The sequence below is a fragment of the Microbacterium fluvii genome (assembly GCF_025515205.1).
Taxonomy (GTDB): Bacteria; Actinomycetota; Actinomycetes; order Actinomycetales; family Microbacteriaceae; genus Microbacterium; species Microbacterium fluvii.
Genome location: NZ_JAOPFX010000001.1, coordinates 1,027,870 through 1,046,086, shown reverse-complemented (window position 1 = coordinate 1,046,086; position 18,217 = coordinate 1,027,870). Strand labels below are relative to the sequence as shown.

Sequence of the window (18,217 nt, the reverse complement as noted above, 5' to 3'; positions counted from 1 at the left end):
GCTGCCTCAATCGGTCAGAAGCCGAGCCGGCCGAGCTGCTTCGGGTCGCGCTGCCATTCCTTGGCGACCCGCACGTGGAGCTTGAGGAACACGCGGGTGCCGACGAGCGGCTCGATCTGCGCGCGGGCGCGCGCACCGACGTCGCGCAGCCGAGACCCCTTGTGGCCGATGATGATGGCCTTCTGGCTGTCGCGCTCGACCACAATGTTGGCGTAGATGTCGGTGAGATCGCCGTCGTCGCGCTCGGAGATGTCATCGATCGTGACGGCGATCGAGTGCGGCAGCTCGTCGCGCACGCCCTCCAGGGCCGCTTCGCGGATGATCTCCGAGATGCGGTCGTCGATCGACTCGTCGGTGACGACGCCCTCCTCGTAGAGCGCGGGCCCCTCGGGCATCAGCCCCAGCAGCTCATCGGTGAGCACGTCGAGCTGCTCGCGGGTGAGCGCAGACAGCGGGATGACCGCGGCCCAGTCCTCGCGCAGCGCGTCGACCTCGATCAGGCGCTCGGTGATCTGATCGCGCGAGGCCGCATCGGTCTTCGTGACGATGGCGACCTTCTTCGCGCGGGGATACCCCTCGAGCGACTCCGCGATGCGCCGGTCGCCCGGCCCCACCTTCTCGGTCGCCGGCACGCAGAACCCGATCACGTCGACGTCGCCGAGCACGCTGTCGACGAGGTCGTTGAGGCGCTGGCCGAGGAGCGTCCGCGGCTTGTGGATGCCGGGGGTGTCGACGATCACGAGCTGACCCGTGGGCCGGTTGACGATGCCGCGGATGGCGCGGCGCGTCGTCTGCGGCTTGTCGCTGGTGATCGCGACCTTCTCGCCCACGAGGGCATTGGTCAGGGTCGACTTGCCGACGTTGGGACGCCCGACGAACGTGACGAACCCCGAGTGAAACTCCTGCTGCGCCATCACTGGCCCCTCTCCACGAAGACGGTGGCAAGCCCTCGGCCTCGGCCGCGCGAGGTGCCGCCGGTGAGCACGAGGCCCGCGTATTCGGCGGTCGCGCCCGGCTGCGGCACCCGCCCGAGCGCCTTGCCGAGCAGGCCCCCGATCGAGTCCACCTCGTCGTCGTCCAACTCCATGCCGAACAGGTCGCCGACCTCGTCGAGGCCGAGGCGGGCGCTCACCCGGAAGCGGTCGGGCTCGAGCTCGACGACCTCGTCGCCCTTGGGGTCGTACTCGTCGGCGATCTCGCCGACGAGCTCCTCGATGAGGTCTTCCAGTGTCACCAGGCCCGAGACGCCGCCGTACTCGTCGATGACGAGGCACACGTGCACGGCGTCGCGCTTCATCTGCTGCAGCAGGGTCTCGGCCTTCATCGACTCCGGCACGAACACGGCGGGGCGCGCGATGCGGCTGATCGGCGCGTCGCGCCAGCCGGCGTCGTCTCGGTACGCGAACGGCACGAGGTCCTTCAGGTAGAGCACCCCGGTCACGTCGTCCGCCTCGTCGTCGACCACCGGCATCCGCGAGACGCCCTTGTCGAGGAAGAGGGTCATCGCATCGTGCATCGAGGCGCGGGCATCGACGGTGAGCATGTCGGTGCGCGGCACCATGACGGCGCGCACGAAGGTGTCGGTGAAGTCGAACACCGAGTGGATGAGCTCGCGGTCGTCTTCTTCGATGAGGTCCTGCGAGGCGGCCTCGTCGATGATGCTCAGCAGCTGCTCCTCGGAGGCGAACGACGAGCCAGACGAGACCCCGGGCGTCACGCGATTGCCGAGCACGACGAGTCCGTGGGCGAGCGGGCCCAGCACGACGCGCACGCCGTGGATGAGCGGCGCTGCCCCTCGGAGCAGCCTCTTCGCGTGCTGGCGGCCGACGCTGCTAGGACTCGCGCCGACCACGACGAACGAGATGCCGGTCATGAGGACGGCGGCGGCGAGCATCGCCCACCACAGGTTCTCGAACAGCAGCGTGAAGGCGACGGTGACGAGCACCGCTGCCGTGGTCTCGGAGAGGATGCGGATGAACAGCACCGCCGTCGCGTGCGCCTCGGGGTCGTCGGCGATGCGCTGGATCGAGGTGCCGTTGCGCCCCTCGGCGGCCATCTCGGCGAGGTCGGCGCGCGAGGTGACCCCCAGTGCGGCATCGGATGCTGCCATGAGCGAGCCGAAAGCCACCAGGAGGATCGCCGCAACCAGCAGCAGAAGCGGCGTCATGCGCGGTGTCTGCGGCGTTCGGCCGCAGCGAAGCTCACGATGAGCTCCTTCTGCAGGGCGAACATCTCACGCTCATCGTCGGGCTCGGCGTGGTCGAAGCCGAGCAGATGCAGCAGGCCGTGCGTCGTGAGCAGGATCAGCTCGTCCATCGTGGAGTGCTTGGCGGCCACCGCCTGCGTCTCCGCCACCTGCGGGCACAGCACGATGTCTCCGAGCAGCCCCGCGGGCGTCGGGTTGTCGTCGGTGCCGGGGCGAAGCTCGTCCATCGGGAAGCTCAGCACATCGGTCGGCCCCGGCTCATCCATCCACTGCACGTGCAGCGCCTCCATCGCGCCCTCGTCGACGAGCAGGATCGCCACATCGGCGTCGGCGCTGACGTTGAGCTCGGCGAGGTTGTGCTCGGTCAGTCGCAGCAGCACCGTCTCGTCGATGGAGACTGCGGACTCATTGCCGATCTCGATGGTCATGGGCGTCCTCGCTTCGGAAGGTGGTCTCGGGGGCCGCCGCCGCGCGCGCCGGCGCGCCGCTCGGCGCGGCCGGCGAACTCGGTCGCCTCGTCGCGCTCGCGGCGGGCGGCCAGGCGCTGCTCGTCGTATTCGGTGTAGGCGTCGACGATGCGCCCGACCAGGGTGTGCCGCACGACGTCGTCGCTGGTGAGCAGGCTGAAGTGGATGTCGTCGATGTCTTTGAGCACCCGGGTGACCAGGCGCAGGCCCGATGCCCCCTGCGGCAGGTCGACCTGCGTGATGTCGCCGGTGACGACCATGCGCGTGCCGAACCCGAGGCGGGTCAGGAACATCTTCATCTGCTCGGGCGTCGTGTTCTGCGCCTCGTCGAGCACGACGAACGAGTCATTAATTGTCCTTCCGCGCATGTACCCGAGCGGTGCGACCTCGATCGTGCCGGAGGCGATGAGCTTGGGCACGAGCTCGGGGTCGAGCATCTCGTTGAGCGCGTCGTAGAGGGGGCGCAGGTACGGGTCGATCTTGTCGGAGAGGGTGCCGGGGAGGAACCCGAGCCGCTCGCCGGCCTCGATCGCGGGGCGGCTCAGGATGATCCGACTGACCTCTTTGCGCTGCAGCGCCTGCACGGCCTTGGCCATCGCGAGGTAGGTCTTGCCGGTGCCGGCGGGGCCGATGCCGAAGACGATCGTGTTCTCATCGATGGCGTCGACGTAGGCCTTCTGGCCGGCGGTCTTGGGGCGGATCACCTTGCCCCGGGAAGAGAGGATCGCCTCGCCCATCACCTCGGACGGCCGCGGTCCGCCCTCGGCGCGCAGCATGCGGTTCGAGGCGGCGATGTCGGCGGGGTCGAGACCGTGCCCCGCACGCGCCATGGCGATGAGCTCGTCGACGAGCGTCCTCGCGGCGGCGACGGCGGCCGCATCCCCCGTCAAGGTGATCTCGTTGCCTCGCACGTGCACGTCGACGTCGGGATGCTCGCGCTCGACGACCCTCAGCAGGCGGTCCTGCGGACCGAGCAGCTGCACCATCGCCACGCCGTCGGCGTAGACGGTCTCGACGGTCGGCGAATCGTCAGGCATTCATGCTCTTCTCGTCGAGCCCTCCGCCGAGCACGTGGGCATGCACGTGGAACACGGTCTGCCCGGCGTCGGCGCCGGTGTTGAAGATCAGGCGGAAGTCGCCGCCGGTGTGCTCGACGGCGAGGGTGTTCGCCAGGCCCACCACCTCGGCGAGCAGGGCGGGATCGCCCGCGGCGAGCGCGACGACGTCGCGATACCGCTCGGTCTTGGGGATCACCAGCAGGTGCACCGGAGCCTTGGGGGCGATGTCGCGGATCGCGAACACGTTGTCGGTCTCGGCGATGATCTCGGAGGGGATCTCTCCCCGAAGAATCCGCGTGAAGATCGAGGGTTCGCTCATCTCCACAGTCTATCGAGCGGCCCGACGCGTGGGCCGGATCACCAGCGACCGAGAGCGGCGCTGACGACGGCGAGGGCGGCGGGCCCCGCCGTCGAGGTGCGCAGCACGGTGTCGCCGAGTCGGGCGAGGGTCGCCCCCGCTGCGGCGAGGGCGTCGAGCTCGTCCGCCGCGATGCCGCCCTCCGGGCCGACGACCAGTACGACGTCTCGCCCGTCGGTGAAGTCCAGCGCGGTGAGCGCGTGCGGCGCGGTCGGCTCGAGCACGACGACGTGGGCGGATGCCGCCAGCTCCGCCAGCGACGACGTGCGCGCCGGAGCCGCCACCTCGGGGATCCACGCCCGGTGCGCCTGCTTGGCGGCCTCACGGGCGATCGTCTGCCAGCGTGCGCGGCCCTTCTCGGCTTTCGGTCCGTCCCACCGCGAGACGCTGCGCGCCGCCTGCCACGGCACGATCTCGTCGACGCCGAGCTCGGTGGCCGCCTGCACCGCGAGCTCGTCGCGGTCGCCCTTGGCCAGCGCCTGCACGAGCACGACCCGCGGGGTCGGCGCCGGGGCGTCGCTGCGCGCGGTGATGCGCACGACGACCTCTTTCGGCGCGACCGCGGCGCACTCCCCCGTCAGCCACGCGCCGCGGCCGTCGCCGAGCGTCACCTCTTCGCCCACGCGCAGCCGCCGCACGACCGCGGCGTGGTGCGCCTCGGCGCCGGTGAGGGTGACCGTGTCGCCCGGCCGGGCGCGGCCTGCCTCATCGACGACGAAGTGCAGCGCCATGGCTCAGCCGCGGAACCGGTCGCGGAGCTTGGCGAACAGCCCCTGGTGGAACTCGGCGAGCTTCGGCCCCGGCGCCTTGGTCTTCTTGGCGAACTCCTCGATGAGGGCGCGCTCCTTGTGATCGAGGCGGGTCGGGGTCACCACGTGCACGCCCACCCGCAGGTCGCCGCGCTGGGTTCCCCGCAGCGGCGTGATGCCGCGGCCCTTGATGGTGAGCACGTCGCCGGCCTGCACGCCTGCGCGCACCTCGAGGTCGACGGGACCGTCGAGCGACTCGATCGTGGTCGTCGTGCCGAGGATCGCATCGGGCATCGACACCTCGAGCGTCGCGAGCAGGTCGTCGCCGTCGCGGCTGAAGATCGCGTCGTTGTCGACCGAGACCTCGATGTAGAGGTCGCCGTTGGGGCCTCCGGCGGGGCCGACCTCGCCCGAGCCCGGCAGCTGCAGCCGCAGCCCGGTCTCGACGCCGCCGGGGATGTCGACCGACACGGTGCGGCGGGCGCGCACGCGGCCCTGCCCCTGGCAGGTGGCGCACGGGTACGGGATCGTCGTGCCGTAGCCCTGGCAGACGCCACACGGCTGGCTCGTCACGACGTTGCCCAGCAGGCTCCGCACCTGACGCTGCACGTGGCCGGTGCCGTGGCAGATGTCGCACGTGACCGGCGAGGTGCCCGGTTGGCAGCACGAGCCGTCGCACGTCTCGCACAGCACCGCCGTGTCGACCTCGAGCTCGCGGTGCACGCCGAACACGACGTCTTTCAGCTCGAGAGTGACGCGCACGAGGGCGTCCTGCCCGCGCTCTCGGCGCGACCGCGGCCGATTGCCGCGCTGGCCGCCCGCCCCGCCGAAGAACGTCTCGAAGATGTCGCCGAACCCGCCGAAGCCGCCCGGGCCGCCGAACGGCTGGTCTCCGCCCCGGTCGTAGCGCGCACGCTGCTCGGGGTCGCTGAGCACGTCGTAGGCGTGCGTGACGAGCTTGAAGCGCTCCGACGCCTCCTCGCCCGGGTTCACATCGGGGTGCAGCTCGCGCGCGAGCCGGCGGTACGCCTTCTTGATCTCGTCGGGGGTCGCGTCGCGAGAGACTCCGAGGACTTCGTAGTGGTCAGCCACTTTCGCCTTCCTGCCGCGCGGGGCGCGGGATCGTTCCGAGGTGGATGCTGGGCGCCCGCGTCACCGCGCGGAGTCGTCGTCTTCCAGCATCCGGGTGAGATAGCGCGCCACGGCACGGACCGCGGCGAGGTTCGAGGAGTAGTCCATGCGGGTCGGGCCCATCAGCCCGACGCGGGCACGTGAGCCTGTCGCGTCGTAGTCGGAGGCGACGACGGAGGCCTCGGAGAGGCCGAACGCATCGTTCTCGCGGCCGATGCTGGCGGCCAGGCCCTGCTCGTCGGCGACCATCTCGGTCATCAGCCGCATCAGCGTGACCTGCTCTTCGATCGCCTCCAGCAGCGGATAGATGCTGCCGCGGAAGTCGGCCTCGCGCTTGGCGAGGTTCGCGGCGCCGGCCATCACGAGGCGGTCCTGGCGGAACTCCTCGAGCTCTTCGGCGACGACGCGCACGACGACGGCGACCGCGGTCTCGTGGCTCGAGGCGGCCTCCGGCACGGCGGCGAGATGCTCGGCGACCAGCTGGGCGCCCTCGCGCACCGAACGGCCGACGATGAGGTCGGCGACCGTCGTGCGCAGGCGTTCGAGGCCGTCGTCGTCGAGATCCTCTCGGACCGAGGTGATGCGCTGGGAGACGCGTCCCGTATCGGTGACGAGGATCACCAGCATCCGCCCGCCGCCGAGGGCGACGAGCTGCACGTGCGAGACGTGCGCGCGGGCGAACGACGGATACTGCACGATCGCGACCTGGCCGGTGACCTGCGTGAGGGCGCGCACGGTGCGCATGAGCACATCGTCGAGGTCGGCGGGACCCTCGAGGAACGACGAGATCGCCGTGCGCTGGGCCGGGCTGAGCGGACGGATCTGGGCGAGGTGGTCGACGAAGACGCGGTAGCCCTTGTCGGTCGGGATGCGGCCCGACGAGGTGTGCGGGGCGACGATGAGCTCTTCTTCTTCGAGCGCCGCCATGTCGTTGCGGATGGTCGCGGCCGAGACCCCGAAGGCGTGCCGGTCGACGATGGTCTTGCTGCCCACGGGCTCGCGCGTGTCGACGTAGTCCTGCACGATGGCGCGCAGCACCTGAAGACCGCGATCGGTGACCATGTCGCCTCCTCGTTGGCACTCACAACGCTCGAGTGCCAATTCTATCCCCTGCCCCCGCGCGGGCGATGGCTAGACTCGGCCGCGATGAGCGAATCGCACGCGTCGACGACGACGATCACGGTCTCTTCCGGTCACCTGCGCGGCGCGCGCACGGGCGCAGTGGAGAGGTTCCTGGGCATCCCCTACGCCGCACCGCCGTTCGGCGAGCGCCGCTTCGCCCTCCCCGAGCCCGCGCCGGCCTGGCAGGGGGTGCGCGACGCGACGGCCTTCGGCCCGACCGTGCCGCAGCATCCGTACTACGGACCGATCGGCGAGCTGCTGGGCACCGTCGAGATCCCTGGCGACGACGTGCTCACGGTGAACGTGTGGACGCCGTCCTCTCGCGACGGCGGCGGGCTGCCGGTGATGGTGTGGCTGCACGGCGGCGCGCTCGAGCGCGGCACGCCCGCCCTGCCGCTCTACGACGGCACGGCGTTCGCGCGCGACGGCGTGGTGTTCGTCTCGATCGCCCACCGCGTCGGCGTCGAGGGGTTCTCGGTGCTCGAGGGGGCGCCCCTCAACCTCGGCCTGTCGGATGCCGCTGCCGGGCTTCGATGGGTGTACGACGAGATCGCGGCGTTCGGCGGCGACCCTGCGCGCATCACGATCGTCGGCGAGTCGGCCGGAGGAGCGCTCGTGGCCGCACTGCTCGCCAGGCCCGACACAGCACCGCTCATCGCGCGCGCCGTGATCGAGAGCGGGCCGCTCGTGGCGGAGACGCCCGAGCGCGCCGGGCGCGTGACCCGCGCGCTGGCGAAGCATCTCGGGGTGCCCGCGACGCGTGAGGCGTTCGCGGGGCTCCCGCCCGAGCGGCTGCTGGAGGCCAGGCGTGAGCTGGCCGCCGGCTCGTCGCCGCTCGGCGGTGCGCCGGGATTCGCGCTCGCGGTCGACCCCGCGTCACTGCCGGTGTCGCCGCACGAGGCGCTCGCAGCGTCGGCGGTTCCTCTGGTCATCGGCACCAACACCGATGAGTACCGCCTCTGGTTCCCGCCGGCGGCACTCGCCGCGATCAGCCCCCTGAAACTGCAGCTCGCCCGGCTCGCGCTCAAGATCAGCGGTCGCGCGCTGCGCGCCTACCGCCACGACTGGCCGGACGCGTCGACCGGCGAACTGTTCGGTCAGCTCGCGACCGATGTGCTGCTGCGGCGCGCGATGATCGACGTCGCCCGTGCCCGCACCGCGCCGACCTACGTGTACGAATTCGCGTGGGCCTCGCCGGTGCGCGACCTGCGCGCCGCGCACGCCCTTGAGATCGCGTTCGTGTTCGACCGCGTCGCCGCCGACGAGGCGGTGCGGATGCTGGGGCCCGCCGCCCCGCAGCAGCTCGCCGACCGCATGCACGGCAACTGGGTGCGCTTCGTCTCGTCGGGCGACCCGGGCTGGCCGGCCTTCGGCTCGGGCGGCGAGGTTCAGGTGTTCGACTCCGCACCGCACGTCGCCCCGCTGCCTCGGGCCGAGGCCGCCGCCGCCCTGCCCGCCCCGCGGGTGCGCTGACCCGCGAGGGTCAGTCGGTCAGGGCGCGCACGACGGCGTCGGCGAGCAGGCGCCCGCGGCGGGTCAGCACGATGCGCCCACGCAGCGCGGCGGGCGCCTCGACGAGACCGTCGGCGATGAGCCCGGCGACGGCGGTGCGGCGGTCGTCGGCGATCTCCGAGATCGGCAGCCCTTCGCGGATGCGGGAGCGCAGCAGCACGTCTTCGAGGGCGCGGGCGGCGGCATCCGGGCGCTCACGGGCGGCCGCGGGCGACGTGCCGGCGGCGAGCCGCTGCGCGTAGGCGGCGGGGTGCTTGACGTTCCAGAACCGCAGACCGCCGATGTGGCTGTGCGCGCCGGGGCCGAAGCCCCACCAGTCGGCGCCGCGCCAGTAGGCGAGGTTGTGACGTGACCGGTGCGCGTCGTCGCGTGCCCAGTTCGACACCTCGTACCAGCCGAAGCCCGCGGTCTCGAGCAGGTCGTCGACGAGCTCGTACATGTCGGCCTGCAGATCGTCGTCGGGGGCGTCGACCTCACCCCGCGAGATGCGGCGGGCGAGCTTGGTGCCCTCTTCGATGATGAGCGCGTAGGCCGAGATGTGGTCGGGCTCCAGCGCCACGGCGGTCTCGACCGACGCGCGCCAGTCGTCCAGCGACTCCCCCGGCGCCCCGTAGATGAGGTCGACGCTCACGTCCAGCCCTGCCGAACGCGCGGCCGCCACGGCCGTCGCGACGTTCGCGGGGTCGTGCGTGCGATCCAGCGCCGCCAGCACGTGCGGCACGGCCGACTGCATCCCGATCGACAGGCGGGTGACGCCGGCCGCGGCGAGCTCTTCGGCCACGGCGCCGGTCACCGTGTCGGGGTTGGCCTCGACGGTCACCTCGGCCCCCGGGGCCAGGGCGAAGGCATCGCGCACGCCCGCCAGCATCCGCCCCAGATCTCCCGCGGGCAGGAGCGTGGGCGTGCCGCCGCCGAAGAACACAGTCTCGGCGGGGCGCAGCGGGCCGGCCGCCTCGAGCACCGCGCGGGCCAGCGCGACCTCCTGCAGCAGCGTGTCGGCGTAGGCGTCCTGCCGAGCGCCGCGCAGTTCGGTGGCCGTGTACGTGTTGAAGTCGCAGTACCCGCAGCGCACGCGGCAGAACGGCACGTGCAGGTACACCGAGAAGGGCCCGTCGATGACGATGCCGTCCGGCAGCATCCCGTCGTCGGGGGCCGGGTCGCCGAGGGGAAGCGCCGCGCCCATCAGCTGTTCACTGCGGTGTCGCGTACAGCGGCGAGATCGCGCGCAGGTACCGCTGGAACAGCTCACGGCGCCGCCGGCGCACCATGCCGCGCAGCGTGCGGTACACCAGCGCCGTGGGAGCGTCGAACGCGCGCACCGTGAACCACACCTCGTCGTTGTCGTACCAGTCGATCATGAACGACTCCTCGCCCGAGACGACCGAGTCGCCCACCGTGCCCAGGGCGAAGCCCACGCGGCGCGGCTCGTCGACGGCGAAGATCACCCGAAGCTGTCCGTCGGCGCTCATGCCGCGCACGCGCCCCGACACGCGCACCGTCGTTCCGGCGGCGACGTAGGGCGTGCCGTCCGAGTCGAACCGCTGCTCGGCCTCGCTGCGGCTGGGTGCGATCGGGTGCCCCTCGGCGTCGAAGCTCACGCCCGAGTACATCGGACCGGATGCGGGGCGCACCTCGTCGAGCGAGAGTCCGGCCCCCGTGAGCGCCGACCACGACAGCAGCGCATCGCCCGCGGTGCGGAAGCGCTCCTCGCCGCTGCCGAGCCGCCACGACTCCTCGGCGGGCATGCTGCGCTCGGGCGGATACTGCATCAGATCGGGCGCCTGCGTCGCCCCGACGGCGGCGTAGTCGACCGTGTCGTCCGTGAAGTTGCCCCGACGCATGGGTGCCAGCCTACTTCTTGTCTTTGCCCTCGACGTCGCCCGAGAGCGCGGCGATGAACGCCTCCTGGGGCACTTCGACGCGACCGACCATCTTCATGCGCTTCTTGCCCTCCTTCTGCTTCTCGAGCAGCTTGCGCTTTCGCGTGATGTCGCCGCCGTAGCACTTGGCCAGCACGTCCTTGCGGATCGCGCGGATGTTCTCGCGGGCGATGATGCGCGCGCCGATGGCCGCCTGGATGGGCACTTCGAACTGCTGGCGAGGGATGAGCTTGCGCAGCCGCTCGGTCATCATGAGCCCGTACGCGTAGGCCTTGTCGCGGTGCACGATCGAGCTGAAGGCGTCGACCTTCTCGCCCTGCAGCAGGATGTCCACCTTCACGAGGTCGGCGGTCTGCTCGCCGGCCGGCTCGTAGTCGAGGCTCGCGTAGCCCTGCGTCTTGGACTTGAGCTGGTCGAAGAAGTCGAAGACGATCTCGCCCAGCGGCATGTTGTAGCGCAGCTCGACGCGGTCCTCCGAGAGGTACTCCATGCCCAGCAGCGACCCGCGGCGCGACTGGCACAGCTCCATGACGGTGCCGACGTAGTCCTTCGGCAGCAGGATGCCGACCTTGACGACCGGCTCCGACACCTCCGCGACGCGCCCGTCCGGATACTCGCTCGGGTTGGTCACGGTGACCGTCTCGCCGGTATCAGTGGCCACGACGTACGGCACCGACGGCGCGGTCGTGATGAGGTCGAGTCCGAACTCGCGCGAGAGGCGCTCGGTGATGATCTCCAGGTGCAGCAGGCCCAGGAACCCGCAGCGGAACCCGAAGCCGAGCGCGACGGAGGTCTCCGGCTCGTACTGCAGCGACGCGTCCGAGAGCTTGAGCTTGTCGAGGGCCTCGCGCAGCTCGGCGTAGTCGCTGCCGTCGATCGGGTAGATGCCCGAGAAGACCATCGGCTTCGGGTCGGTGTAGCCGGCGAGCGCCTCGGTCGCGGGCTTGCGCTGATCGGTGATCGTGTCGCCGACCTTCGACTGGCGCACGTCTTTCACGCCGGTGATGAGGTAGCCCACCTCGCCGACGCCGAGACCCTTGGTGGGCGTCGGCTCCGGGCTGGAGACGCCGATCTCGAGGAGGTCGTGCGTCGCCTTGGTCGACATCATCTGGATGCGCTGACGCGGCTCGAGCTTGCCGTCGACCATGCGGACGTAGGTGACGACGCCGCGGTACGAGTCGTAGACGGAGTCGAAGATCATGGCACGCGCCGGTGCGTCGGCGTTGCCCTTCGGCGCCGGGATCTGCTCGACGATCCGGTCGAGGAGGTCCTCGACGCCCATGCCCGTCTTGCCGCTGACCCGCAGCACGTCCTCGGGCCTGCCGCCGATGAGGTTCGCGAGCTCGGCCGCGTACTTCTCCGGATCGGCGGCGGGCAGGTCGATCTTGTTGAGCACCGGGATGATGTGCAGGTCGTTCTCGAGCGCCAGGTAGAGGTTCGCGAGCGTCTGCGCCTCGATGCCCTGCGCCGCGTCGACCAGCAGCACCGCACCCTCGCAGGCGGCGAGCGATCGCGACACCTCGTAGGTGAAGTCGACGTGGCCAGGGGTGTCGATCATGTTGAGGGCGTAGGTCGTCTCGCCGCGCTTCGTCTCGCTTCGCTCGCTCAACGCCCGGGGATCGGCGGTGGCCCACGGCATCCGCACCGCCTGGCTCTTGATCGTGATGCCGCGCTCGCGCTCGATGTCCATGCGGTCGAGGTACTGCGCGCGCATGTCGCGGTCGGAGACCACGCCGGTGATCTGCAGCATCCGATCGGCCAGCGTGGACTTGCCGTGGTCGATGTGGGCGATGATGCAGAAGTTGCGGATCAGCTCTGGAGGGGTCGCAGACGGCTCGAGAGGCTTCAGGGCGCGCGGTGACATGTCCCCTCGATTCTACGGATGCTGTTCGCCTGCCGTTTGCACGCGGGGTCTTGCGGATGCTGTGCGGGTGCTGTGAGGGTGGAGATCTGGGGAGCAGTTCTGGGGAACAGCAGTCCGTCCAACAGAAGGAGCCCCCGTGAGTCGTCGCCCCGCGCTGCTGCGCACCGCCCTGATCGCGAGCGTCGTGCTCGTGTCCGCGGCGCTTTCCGCCCCCGCGAACGCCGCCGTCGCCGACGCCGCCGTGCTGCCGATCGCCGAGATCCAGGGCACGGGTGCGGCGTCGCCGCACGTCGGCGAGGTCGTGACGACGCGCGGCGTCGTGACGGCGAGCTATCCGACCGGCGGATTCAACGGCTACGTCATCCAGACCGCCGGCACCGGAGGCGACCTGGATCTCGCGACCCACACGGCATCCGACGCGCTGTTCGTCTACTCGCGGGCGACCGTGGCCGCCGTGCGCATCGGGGATCACGTCGAGGTGACCGGCGAGGTCTCGGAGTTCGGCGGTCTCACAGAGCTCACCGTCGCGAACCTCGACGGACTCACGGTGCTCGACGAGCCCGCGGCCGTCGAGCCCGCCGCGGTCGGCTGGCCGACCACCGACCTGCAGCGGGAGACCCTCGAATCGATGCTCGTGGCCCCTGCGGGCGAGTTCACCGTGTCGAACACGTTCTCGACCAATCAGTACGGCGAGGTGGGTCTCGCCGCCGGCTCCGAGCCGCTGCGTCAGCCCACCGACGTCGCACGCCCTGGGACGGATGCGGCAGCATTCGTCGCGGCAGACAACGCGGCGCGGGCGGTCACGCTCGACGACGGCGCGTCGACGAACTTCCTGAGTGCCGCCAACAGCGGGCTGACCCCCGCGTACGTGTCACTGACGGAGCCGGTCGTCGTGGGGGCGGCCGTCGCCTTCACCGAGCCGGTCATCGTGGACTGGCGCAACGGCGCGTGGAAGCTCAACCCCGTCTCGGCGCTCGTCGCCGACGGCTCGGGCGCCGACGGCGTGCGGTTCGCCGACACCCGCACGAGCGCCCCGGAGAAGGTGGGCGGCGACGTGACGGTGGCCTCGTTCAACGTGCTCAACTACTTCACGACACTCGGAGCCCAGACCTCCACGTGCCTGGCCTACGCCGACCGCACCGGCGACGGCGTGACGGTGCGGGACGGGTGCGCGCAGCGCGGCGCGTGGGACGCGGCCGATCTGACCCGGCAGCAGCAGAAGATCGTCGCGGCCATCGAGGGGCTCGACGCCTCGGTGATCGGCCTCATGGAGATCGAGAACTCGGCGGCCCTCGGCGAGACGCCCGACGAGGCCACGGCGACGCTCGTCGCGGCGCTGAACGCGGCGGCGGGGCGTGAGAAGTGGGCGTACGTGCCGTCGTCCGCCGAGCTGCCGCCGGCAGCCGAGCAGGACGTCATCACAAATGCGATCATCTATCAGCCCGACGAGGTGACGCGCTCGGGCGAGGCGAGGGCGCTGGGCGACCAGTCGGCCGACGACGAGGCCTTCGGCAACGCCCGCGAGCCTCTTGCACAGGCGTTCCGCCCCGCCGCCGGCGGCGAGCGCCTGCTGTTCGTCGTGAACCACTTCAAGTCGAAGGGCTCGGCGGGGCCGTGGCCGGGAGACGTCGACGCGGGCGACGGCCAGGGCGCCTCGAACGAGTCGCGGGTGCGCCAGGCGACGGCGCTGCGGGACTGGGTCGACGAGATCCGGGGCGACATCGACTCCGTGGTGCTGGCGGGAGACTTCAACTCCTACGGACAGGAGGACCCGCTGCAGGTGCTCTACCAGGCCGGCTACGCCGACGCCGAGCAGGCGCTCGGCGTCACGACGTCGTCGTATTCGTTCTCCGGGCTCTCGGGATCGCTCGACCACATCCTGCTGAGCGCCGCCGCCGCCCAGCGGGCCACCGGCGGCGACATCTGGAACATCAACTCCGGAGAGTCGATCGCCCTGGAATACAGCCGCTACAACTACCACGGCACGCTGTTCTACGCCCCCGACCCGTATCGCTCCTCCGATCACGACCCCGTGCTCGTGGGGCTGCGGGCCGGTGACGACGAGCGCGTCACCACCCGCACGACGCTGGCGGCGGTGCCGCCCGTGCACATCAACGGAGTGGTCCGCACGACGCTCGTGGCGGTCGTGGTGACGGCCGACCGGTCGCGGGCCGACGGCACCGTGGAGTTCCGCGAGGGCGATACCGTGGTCGGCACGGCCGAGGTGACCAGGGGCATCGCGAAGCTGCGGCTGCCGTCGAAGATCGCCCGCGGGGCGCACACCTACACCGCCGTGTTCGTGCCCGCCGACGCGGACGCCGTGCGCGGCTCGACCTCGAAGGGGGTGCGCGTCAAGGCCCTCTGAGTTCGGGCCCTCTGAGTTCGGGCCCTGTGAGCCGCGCGCTGCAATAGCCTGGGCGCATGGTCGTGCAGGTCGTGCTCGTGCACGGCATCCGCACGTCCGCGTCGATGTGGCGCGCGCAGATCGAGCATCTCGAGAAGCGGGGCAACCCCGTCACGGCGGTGGATCTGCCCGGCCACGGCGCGCGGATGCACGAGGAGTTCACCCTCGACTCCGCATTCGCCACGATCGACGCAGCCGTGCGCGCGGCGGCCGAGCGCGGACCGGTGCTGCTGGTCGGGCACTCCATGGGGGGCCTCCTGTGCATCGACTACGTGGGCGCTGCCGAGCGGCCTCCCGTCGACGGCTTCATCGCGGCATCCTGCACTGCGCTCCCCCGCGGCGCGGGTCTTGCGACCTACCGCTTTCTCGCGCGGCGCTTCGACGCGCTGCCCGACCGCGGCTACTGGCTGAGTGAACGCGTGCTCGATCGCACGCTGCCGCCGGAGACGCGGCTCGACTTCGGCGCCGGCGGCTACGCCTACGACGCGCAGGACGTGGCGCTGGCGAGCCTGTCGGTGCTCGATCTGCTGGCGGCCCTCGAGCGCATCGCGGTGCCGCTGTGGTTCATCAACGGCCAGTACGACCAGCTGCGGCTCAACGAGAAGCTGTTCCTGAAGATCGCGAGCCACGCCGAGCTGATCGTGGTGCCCCGCACGAGCCACCTCGTCACCGCGATGCGCCCTCGGGTGTTCAACGCGCTGCTCGACGTCGCCCTGACGACCCTCGAAGCCGCCCGTGCCTGATCACGCGGCGGCGGCGACCGGCGTGCGACGTCGGATCGCGAGCGTCATGAAGCCGCCCGCGATCGAGAGCACGCCGCCCACGGCGAACAGCAGCCAGAATCCGCCGACGAGCGCGACGAGTCCCGCGCCGATGAGGGGACCCAGCAGCTGCCCGAGACTGGCCGACACGTTCACGAAGCCGAGGTCGCGGGCGTGGTCCTCCGGGAACGGCAGGAGGTCGGTGCCGAGGGCGAGCCCCACCGCCATGTAGGCGCCGTAGCCGATGCCGAGGAGGGCCGCGGCGACCATCGCCGTCTCGAGTGACGGGATCGCGGCGAGCACCAGTGAGGCGACGCCCTGCACGATCGCCGAGGCGACGACGATGCCGACGCGCCGCCCTGTGCGGTCGGAGTACCAGCCGGCGATGACGGATGCGGCGACCACGAACACCGTGTAGACCACGATGAGCAGCAGCAGCTCGTCTTCGGCCACCGCCGCATCGCGGTGCAGGCCGTAGAGCAGGAAGAACAGCAGCAGTCCCGTACCCAGCGCATTGCCGACGTTGACGGTGAGTCGCCCTGCCAGCAGCCATGCGAAATCGCGGTCGCGCAGCGCAGCGATGCGATCCGAGAACGTGCGCACCGTGCGCGCGGCGCGCGACTGCGCCGGCACGGCGGGGTCGGGCAGCAGCAGCGCGGCGGCGACGCCGACGACGGCGAGAAAGCCGGCGAGCACGAGGTAGCCGACGACGATCCCCAGCTCCAGCAGCACGATCACCCCGACGCCCACGACGATGCCGAGCGCCTGCGACGACGAGACGGCGGCCGACGCCGTTCCGCGCTGCGAGGTGAGCTGATCGGCGATGAGGGCCGTGAAGGCGGCCGAGGCGACCGCCGTGCCGACCGACACGCCCACCCACGCGATGCCCACGCCCCACGGCCCCTGCGCGAACGCGATGCCCACGAGCGACACCGTCGCCAGCGCCACCCCCGCGAGGGCCCACGGCCGGCGCCGGCCGAATCCTCCGCGCGTGCGGTCGGAGAGACCGCCGGCGACGGGCCCCGCGATCACTCCGGCGATGCCGCCGGCGGCCAGCACGAGCCCCGACGAGACGACGCCCGAGATCCACCCGTCGGCGTCGTCCGGGGTGTTCAGCTGCAGCGGGATGAGCAGCTGCAGCGGGGTCAGCTGCACCGTCCACAGGGCGAGCCACGCGAGCGTGAACAGGGTGAACCACGTTGCGCCGACGCGCCCGGGGGTGCGGGTCATGAGCGGGCCTCCTCGATCAGGGTGCGGTACCAGTGGAACGACCGCTTGGGTGTGCGGGTGCCGGTGGAGTGGTCGACGTGGACCAGGCCGAAGCGCTGCGTGAAGCCGTCGGCCCACTCGAAGTTGTCGAGCAGCGACCACACCGTGTACTCGCGCACATCGACGCCGGCGGCCACCGCCCGACCCACGGCGGCGATGTGGCCGGCGAGATAGCCGATGCGGTCGGCATCCGCGATCTCGCCCGTGGCGACGTCGGGCTCGGGGAACGACGCGCCGTTCTCTCCGATGACGACCGGCGGCAGGCGGTCGCCGTACCGGTCGCGGAATGAGACCAGCAGCTCGGTGAGCGCCTCGGGCACGATCGGCCATTCCGGCCCGAAGCCGGTGACCGCAGCCCCCGGCGTCGGCACGATCTCGAACGGGATCGGGCTGCCCTCTGCCGCCGCGGCGACGGTCGTCGGGTTGTAGAAGTTGACGCCGTAGAAGTCGCCCGGGGCGGCGATGAGAGCCAGGTCGCCCTCGCGCACGGGCATCGGCGGCAGCCCGAAGGCCGCGAGGTCGGGGTAGTCGCCCGTCAGCACGGGGTCGGCGAACAGCCGGTTGTGCAGCAGGTCGTAGACGCCCGCCGCCAGCTGGTCGGCTTCGCCCGCCGACGCGGGCCGCACGAGCGTGTGGTTGTTGACGATGCCGACCTCGGCGGCCCCCGACTGCCGCAGCACGCGCTGGGCGAGTCCGTGCGCGAGCAGCTGGTGGTGCACCGTGGGCAGCGACCCGAACAGCAGCTGGCGCCCCGGGGCGAGCGTGCCGACGGCGTAGCCCTGCAGCGAGGTCGATACCGGCTCGTTGATCGTGTACCAGTGGCGGATGCCGTCGCCCAGAGCCTCGGCGACGACACCGGCGAACTCCTCGAACCGCAGCGCCGTGTCGCGGTCGAGCCAGCCTCCGCGCTCTTCGAGCGCCGCCGGCAGGTCCCAGTGGTAGAGGGTCGCGAACGGGGTGATGCCGGCCTCGAGCAGCGCGTCGGACAGTCGGCGGTAGTAGTCGAGGCCTTCTCGCCTCGGCGCCGCACCGGGCTCGGGCTGCACGCGGGTCCACGAGATCGAGAAGCGATAGCGGTCGAGCCCCAGCGCGCGGGCGAGCTCCACGTCGTCGGCCCACCGACGGTAGCTGTCGGGGCCGGGCTCGGCCGTCGACCCGTCGCGCACGGCGCCCGGTGTGTCGACGAAGTCGTCCCAGATCGAGCGTCCGCGGCTGTCCGCGGTGCGCGACCCCTCGATCTGGAAGGCAGCCGTCGCGGCCGACCAGCGGAAGCCGCGGGGGAAGACGCCGAGATCGACGGCAGGGGTCGGTGGCACGCGAGGCTCCTTCGTCGCGATCGGGCGCGGTTCGGGTGCGCGCCGCATCAGTGACGATGATGGCACCGTCGCGCCCGATTCCCCCGCAGGCGGCCGGGTTCGCTCGGGAGTGTCGAGGCT

General features: G+C 71.4%; 16 protein-coding genes. 3 read left to right on the top strand and 13 right to left on the bottom strand.

Annotated features, from left to right (window positions below; all coding sequences use genetic code 11):
- Positions 1-14: 14 nt before the first annotated feature.
- From era to hrcA, 8 genes are read right to left on the bottom strand one after another with little or no spacing between them, the layout of a single operon-like run.
- Entirely contained in the window at positions 15-914 is a 900-nt protein-coding gene (gene era, locus OAW74_RS04800; RefSeq protein WP_262873191.1) for a GTPase Era, read from the bottom strand.
- On the bottom strand, positions 914-2,167 hold the full coding sequence (locus OAW74_RS04795) for a hemolysin family protein (protein WP_262873190.1): 1,254 nt from the start codon (positions 2,165-2,167) through the stop codon (positions 914-916). Before OAW74_RS04795 ends, era begins: the two co-directional genes overlap by 1 nt.
- Positions 2,164-2,634, bottom strand: a complete 471-nt coding sequence (gene ybeY / locus OAW74_RS04790) for an rRNA maturation RNase YbeY (protein ID WP_262873189.1) — start codon at positions 2,632-2,634, stop codon at positions 2,164-2,166. Before ybeY ends, OAW74_RS04795 begins: the two co-directional genes overlap by 4 nt.
- Positions 2,631-3,710, bottom strand: a complete 1,080-nt coding sequence (locus OAW74_RS04785; RefSeq protein WP_262873188.1) for a PhoH family protein — start codon at positions 3,708-3,710, stop codon at positions 2,631-2,633. The genes ybeY and OAW74_RS04785 overlap by 4 nt, the downstream gene beginning before the upstream one ends.
- Positions 3,703-4,050 carry an HIT domain-containing protein gene (locus OAW74_RS04780; protein ID WP_262873187.1) on the bottom strand — a complete coding sequence of 116 codons (348 nt, stop codon included), beginning with the start codon at positions 4,048-4,050 and terminating at the stop codon, positions 3,703-3,705. Before OAW74_RS04780 ends, OAW74_RS04785 begins: the two co-directional genes overlap by 8 nt.
- Before the next feature lie 38 nt (positions 4,051-4,088).
- Entirely contained in the window at positions 4,089-4,820 is a 732-nt protein-coding gene (locus tag OAW74_RS04775; protein WP_262873186.1) for a 16S rRNA (uracil(1498)-N(3))-methyltransferase, read from the bottom strand.
- A 3-nt stretch (positions 4,821-4,823) separates the two neighbouring features.
- Positions 4,824-5,930: a molecular chaperone DnaJ gene (dnaJ, locus tag OAW74_RS04770; protein ID WP_262873185.1), complete on the bottom strand. Its 1,107-nt coding sequence runs from the start codon at positions 5,928-5,930 to the stop codon at positions 4,824-4,826.
- A 60-nt stretch (positions 5,931-5,990) separates the two neighbouring features.
- Positions 5,991-7,031 carry a heat-inducible transcriptional repressor HrcA gene (hrcA, locus tag OAW74_RS04765; RefSeq protein ID WP_262873184.1) on the bottom strand — a complete coding sequence of 347 codons (1,041 nt, stop codon included), beginning with the start codon at positions 7,029-7,031 and terminating at the stop codon, positions 5,991-5,993.
- An 84-nt stretch (positions 7,032-7,115) separates the two neighbouring features.
- Here hrcA and OAW74_RS04760 point away from each other — a divergent pair, with 84 nt between their 5' ends.
- Positions 7,116-8,564, top strand: a complete 1,449-nt coding sequence (locus tag OAW74_RS04760) for a carboxylesterase/lipase family protein (protein WP_262873183.1) — start codon at positions 7,116-7,118, stop codon at positions 8,562-8,564.
- Positions 8,565-8,574: 10 nt separating this feature from the next.
- Here the strand turns inward: OAW74_RS04760 and hemW are convergent, their stop codons facing one another.
- The 3 genes from hemW to lepA are packed head-to-tail and all read right to left on the bottom strand — an operon-like array spanning position 8,575 to position 12,347.
- A complete protein-coding gene (gene hemW, locus OAW74_RS04755; RefSeq protein WP_262873182.1) occupies positions 8,575-9,786 on the bottom strand; it encodes a radical SAM family heme chaperone HemW in 1,212 nt (403 codons plus the stop codon).
- A 7-nt stretch (positions 9,787-9,793) separates the two neighbouring features.
- Complete coding sequence (locus OAW74_RS04750; RefSeq protein WP_262873181.1) at positions 9,794-10,444, bottom strand: DUF1990 family protein; 651 nt, start codon at positions 10,442-10,444, stop codon at positions 9,794-9,796.
- 10 nt (positions 10,445-10,454) lie between these two features.
- The gene (lepA, locus tag OAW74_RS04745; protein WP_262873180.1) at positions 10,455-12,347 is read right to left on the bottom strand and encodes a translation elongation factor 4; all 1,893 of its coding nucleotides are present in this window, start codon (positions 12,345-12,347) and stop codon (positions 10,455-10,457) included.
- Between the two features lie 136 nt (positions 12,348-12,483).
- Between lepA and OAW74_RS04740 the strand changes: the two genes are divergently transcribed.
- A complete protein-coding gene (locus tag OAW74_RS04740) occupies positions 12,484-14,712 on the top strand; it encodes an ExeM/NucH family extracellular endonuclease (protein ID WP_262873179.1) in 2,229 nt (742 codons plus the stop codon).
- Between the two features lie 56 nt (positions 14,713-14,768).
- Positions 14,769-15,494, top strand: a complete 726-nt coding sequence (locus OAW74_RS04735; protein WP_262873178.1) for an alpha/beta fold hydrolase — start codon at positions 14,769-14,771, stop codon at positions 15,492-15,494.
- Here the strand turns inward: OAW74_RS04735 and OAW74_RS04730 are convergent, their stop codons facing one another.
- Positions 15,495-16,742 carry an MFS transporter gene (locus OAW74_RS04730; RefSeq protein ID WP_262873177.1) on the bottom strand — a complete coding sequence of 416 codons (1,248 nt, stop codon included), beginning with the start codon at positions 16,740-16,742 and terminating at the stop codon, positions 15,495-15,497.
- Positions 16,739-18,097 carry a GH1 family beta-glucosidase gene (locus tag OAW74_RS04725; protein ID WP_262873176.1) on the bottom strand — a complete coding sequence of 453 codons (1,359 nt, stop codon included), beginning with the start codon at positions 18,095-18,097 and terminating at the stop codon, positions 16,739-16,741. The genes OAW74_RS04730 and OAW74_RS04725 overlap by 4 nt, the downstream gene beginning before the upstream one ends.
- Between the last annotated feature and the right edge of the window lie 120 nt (positions 18,098-18,217).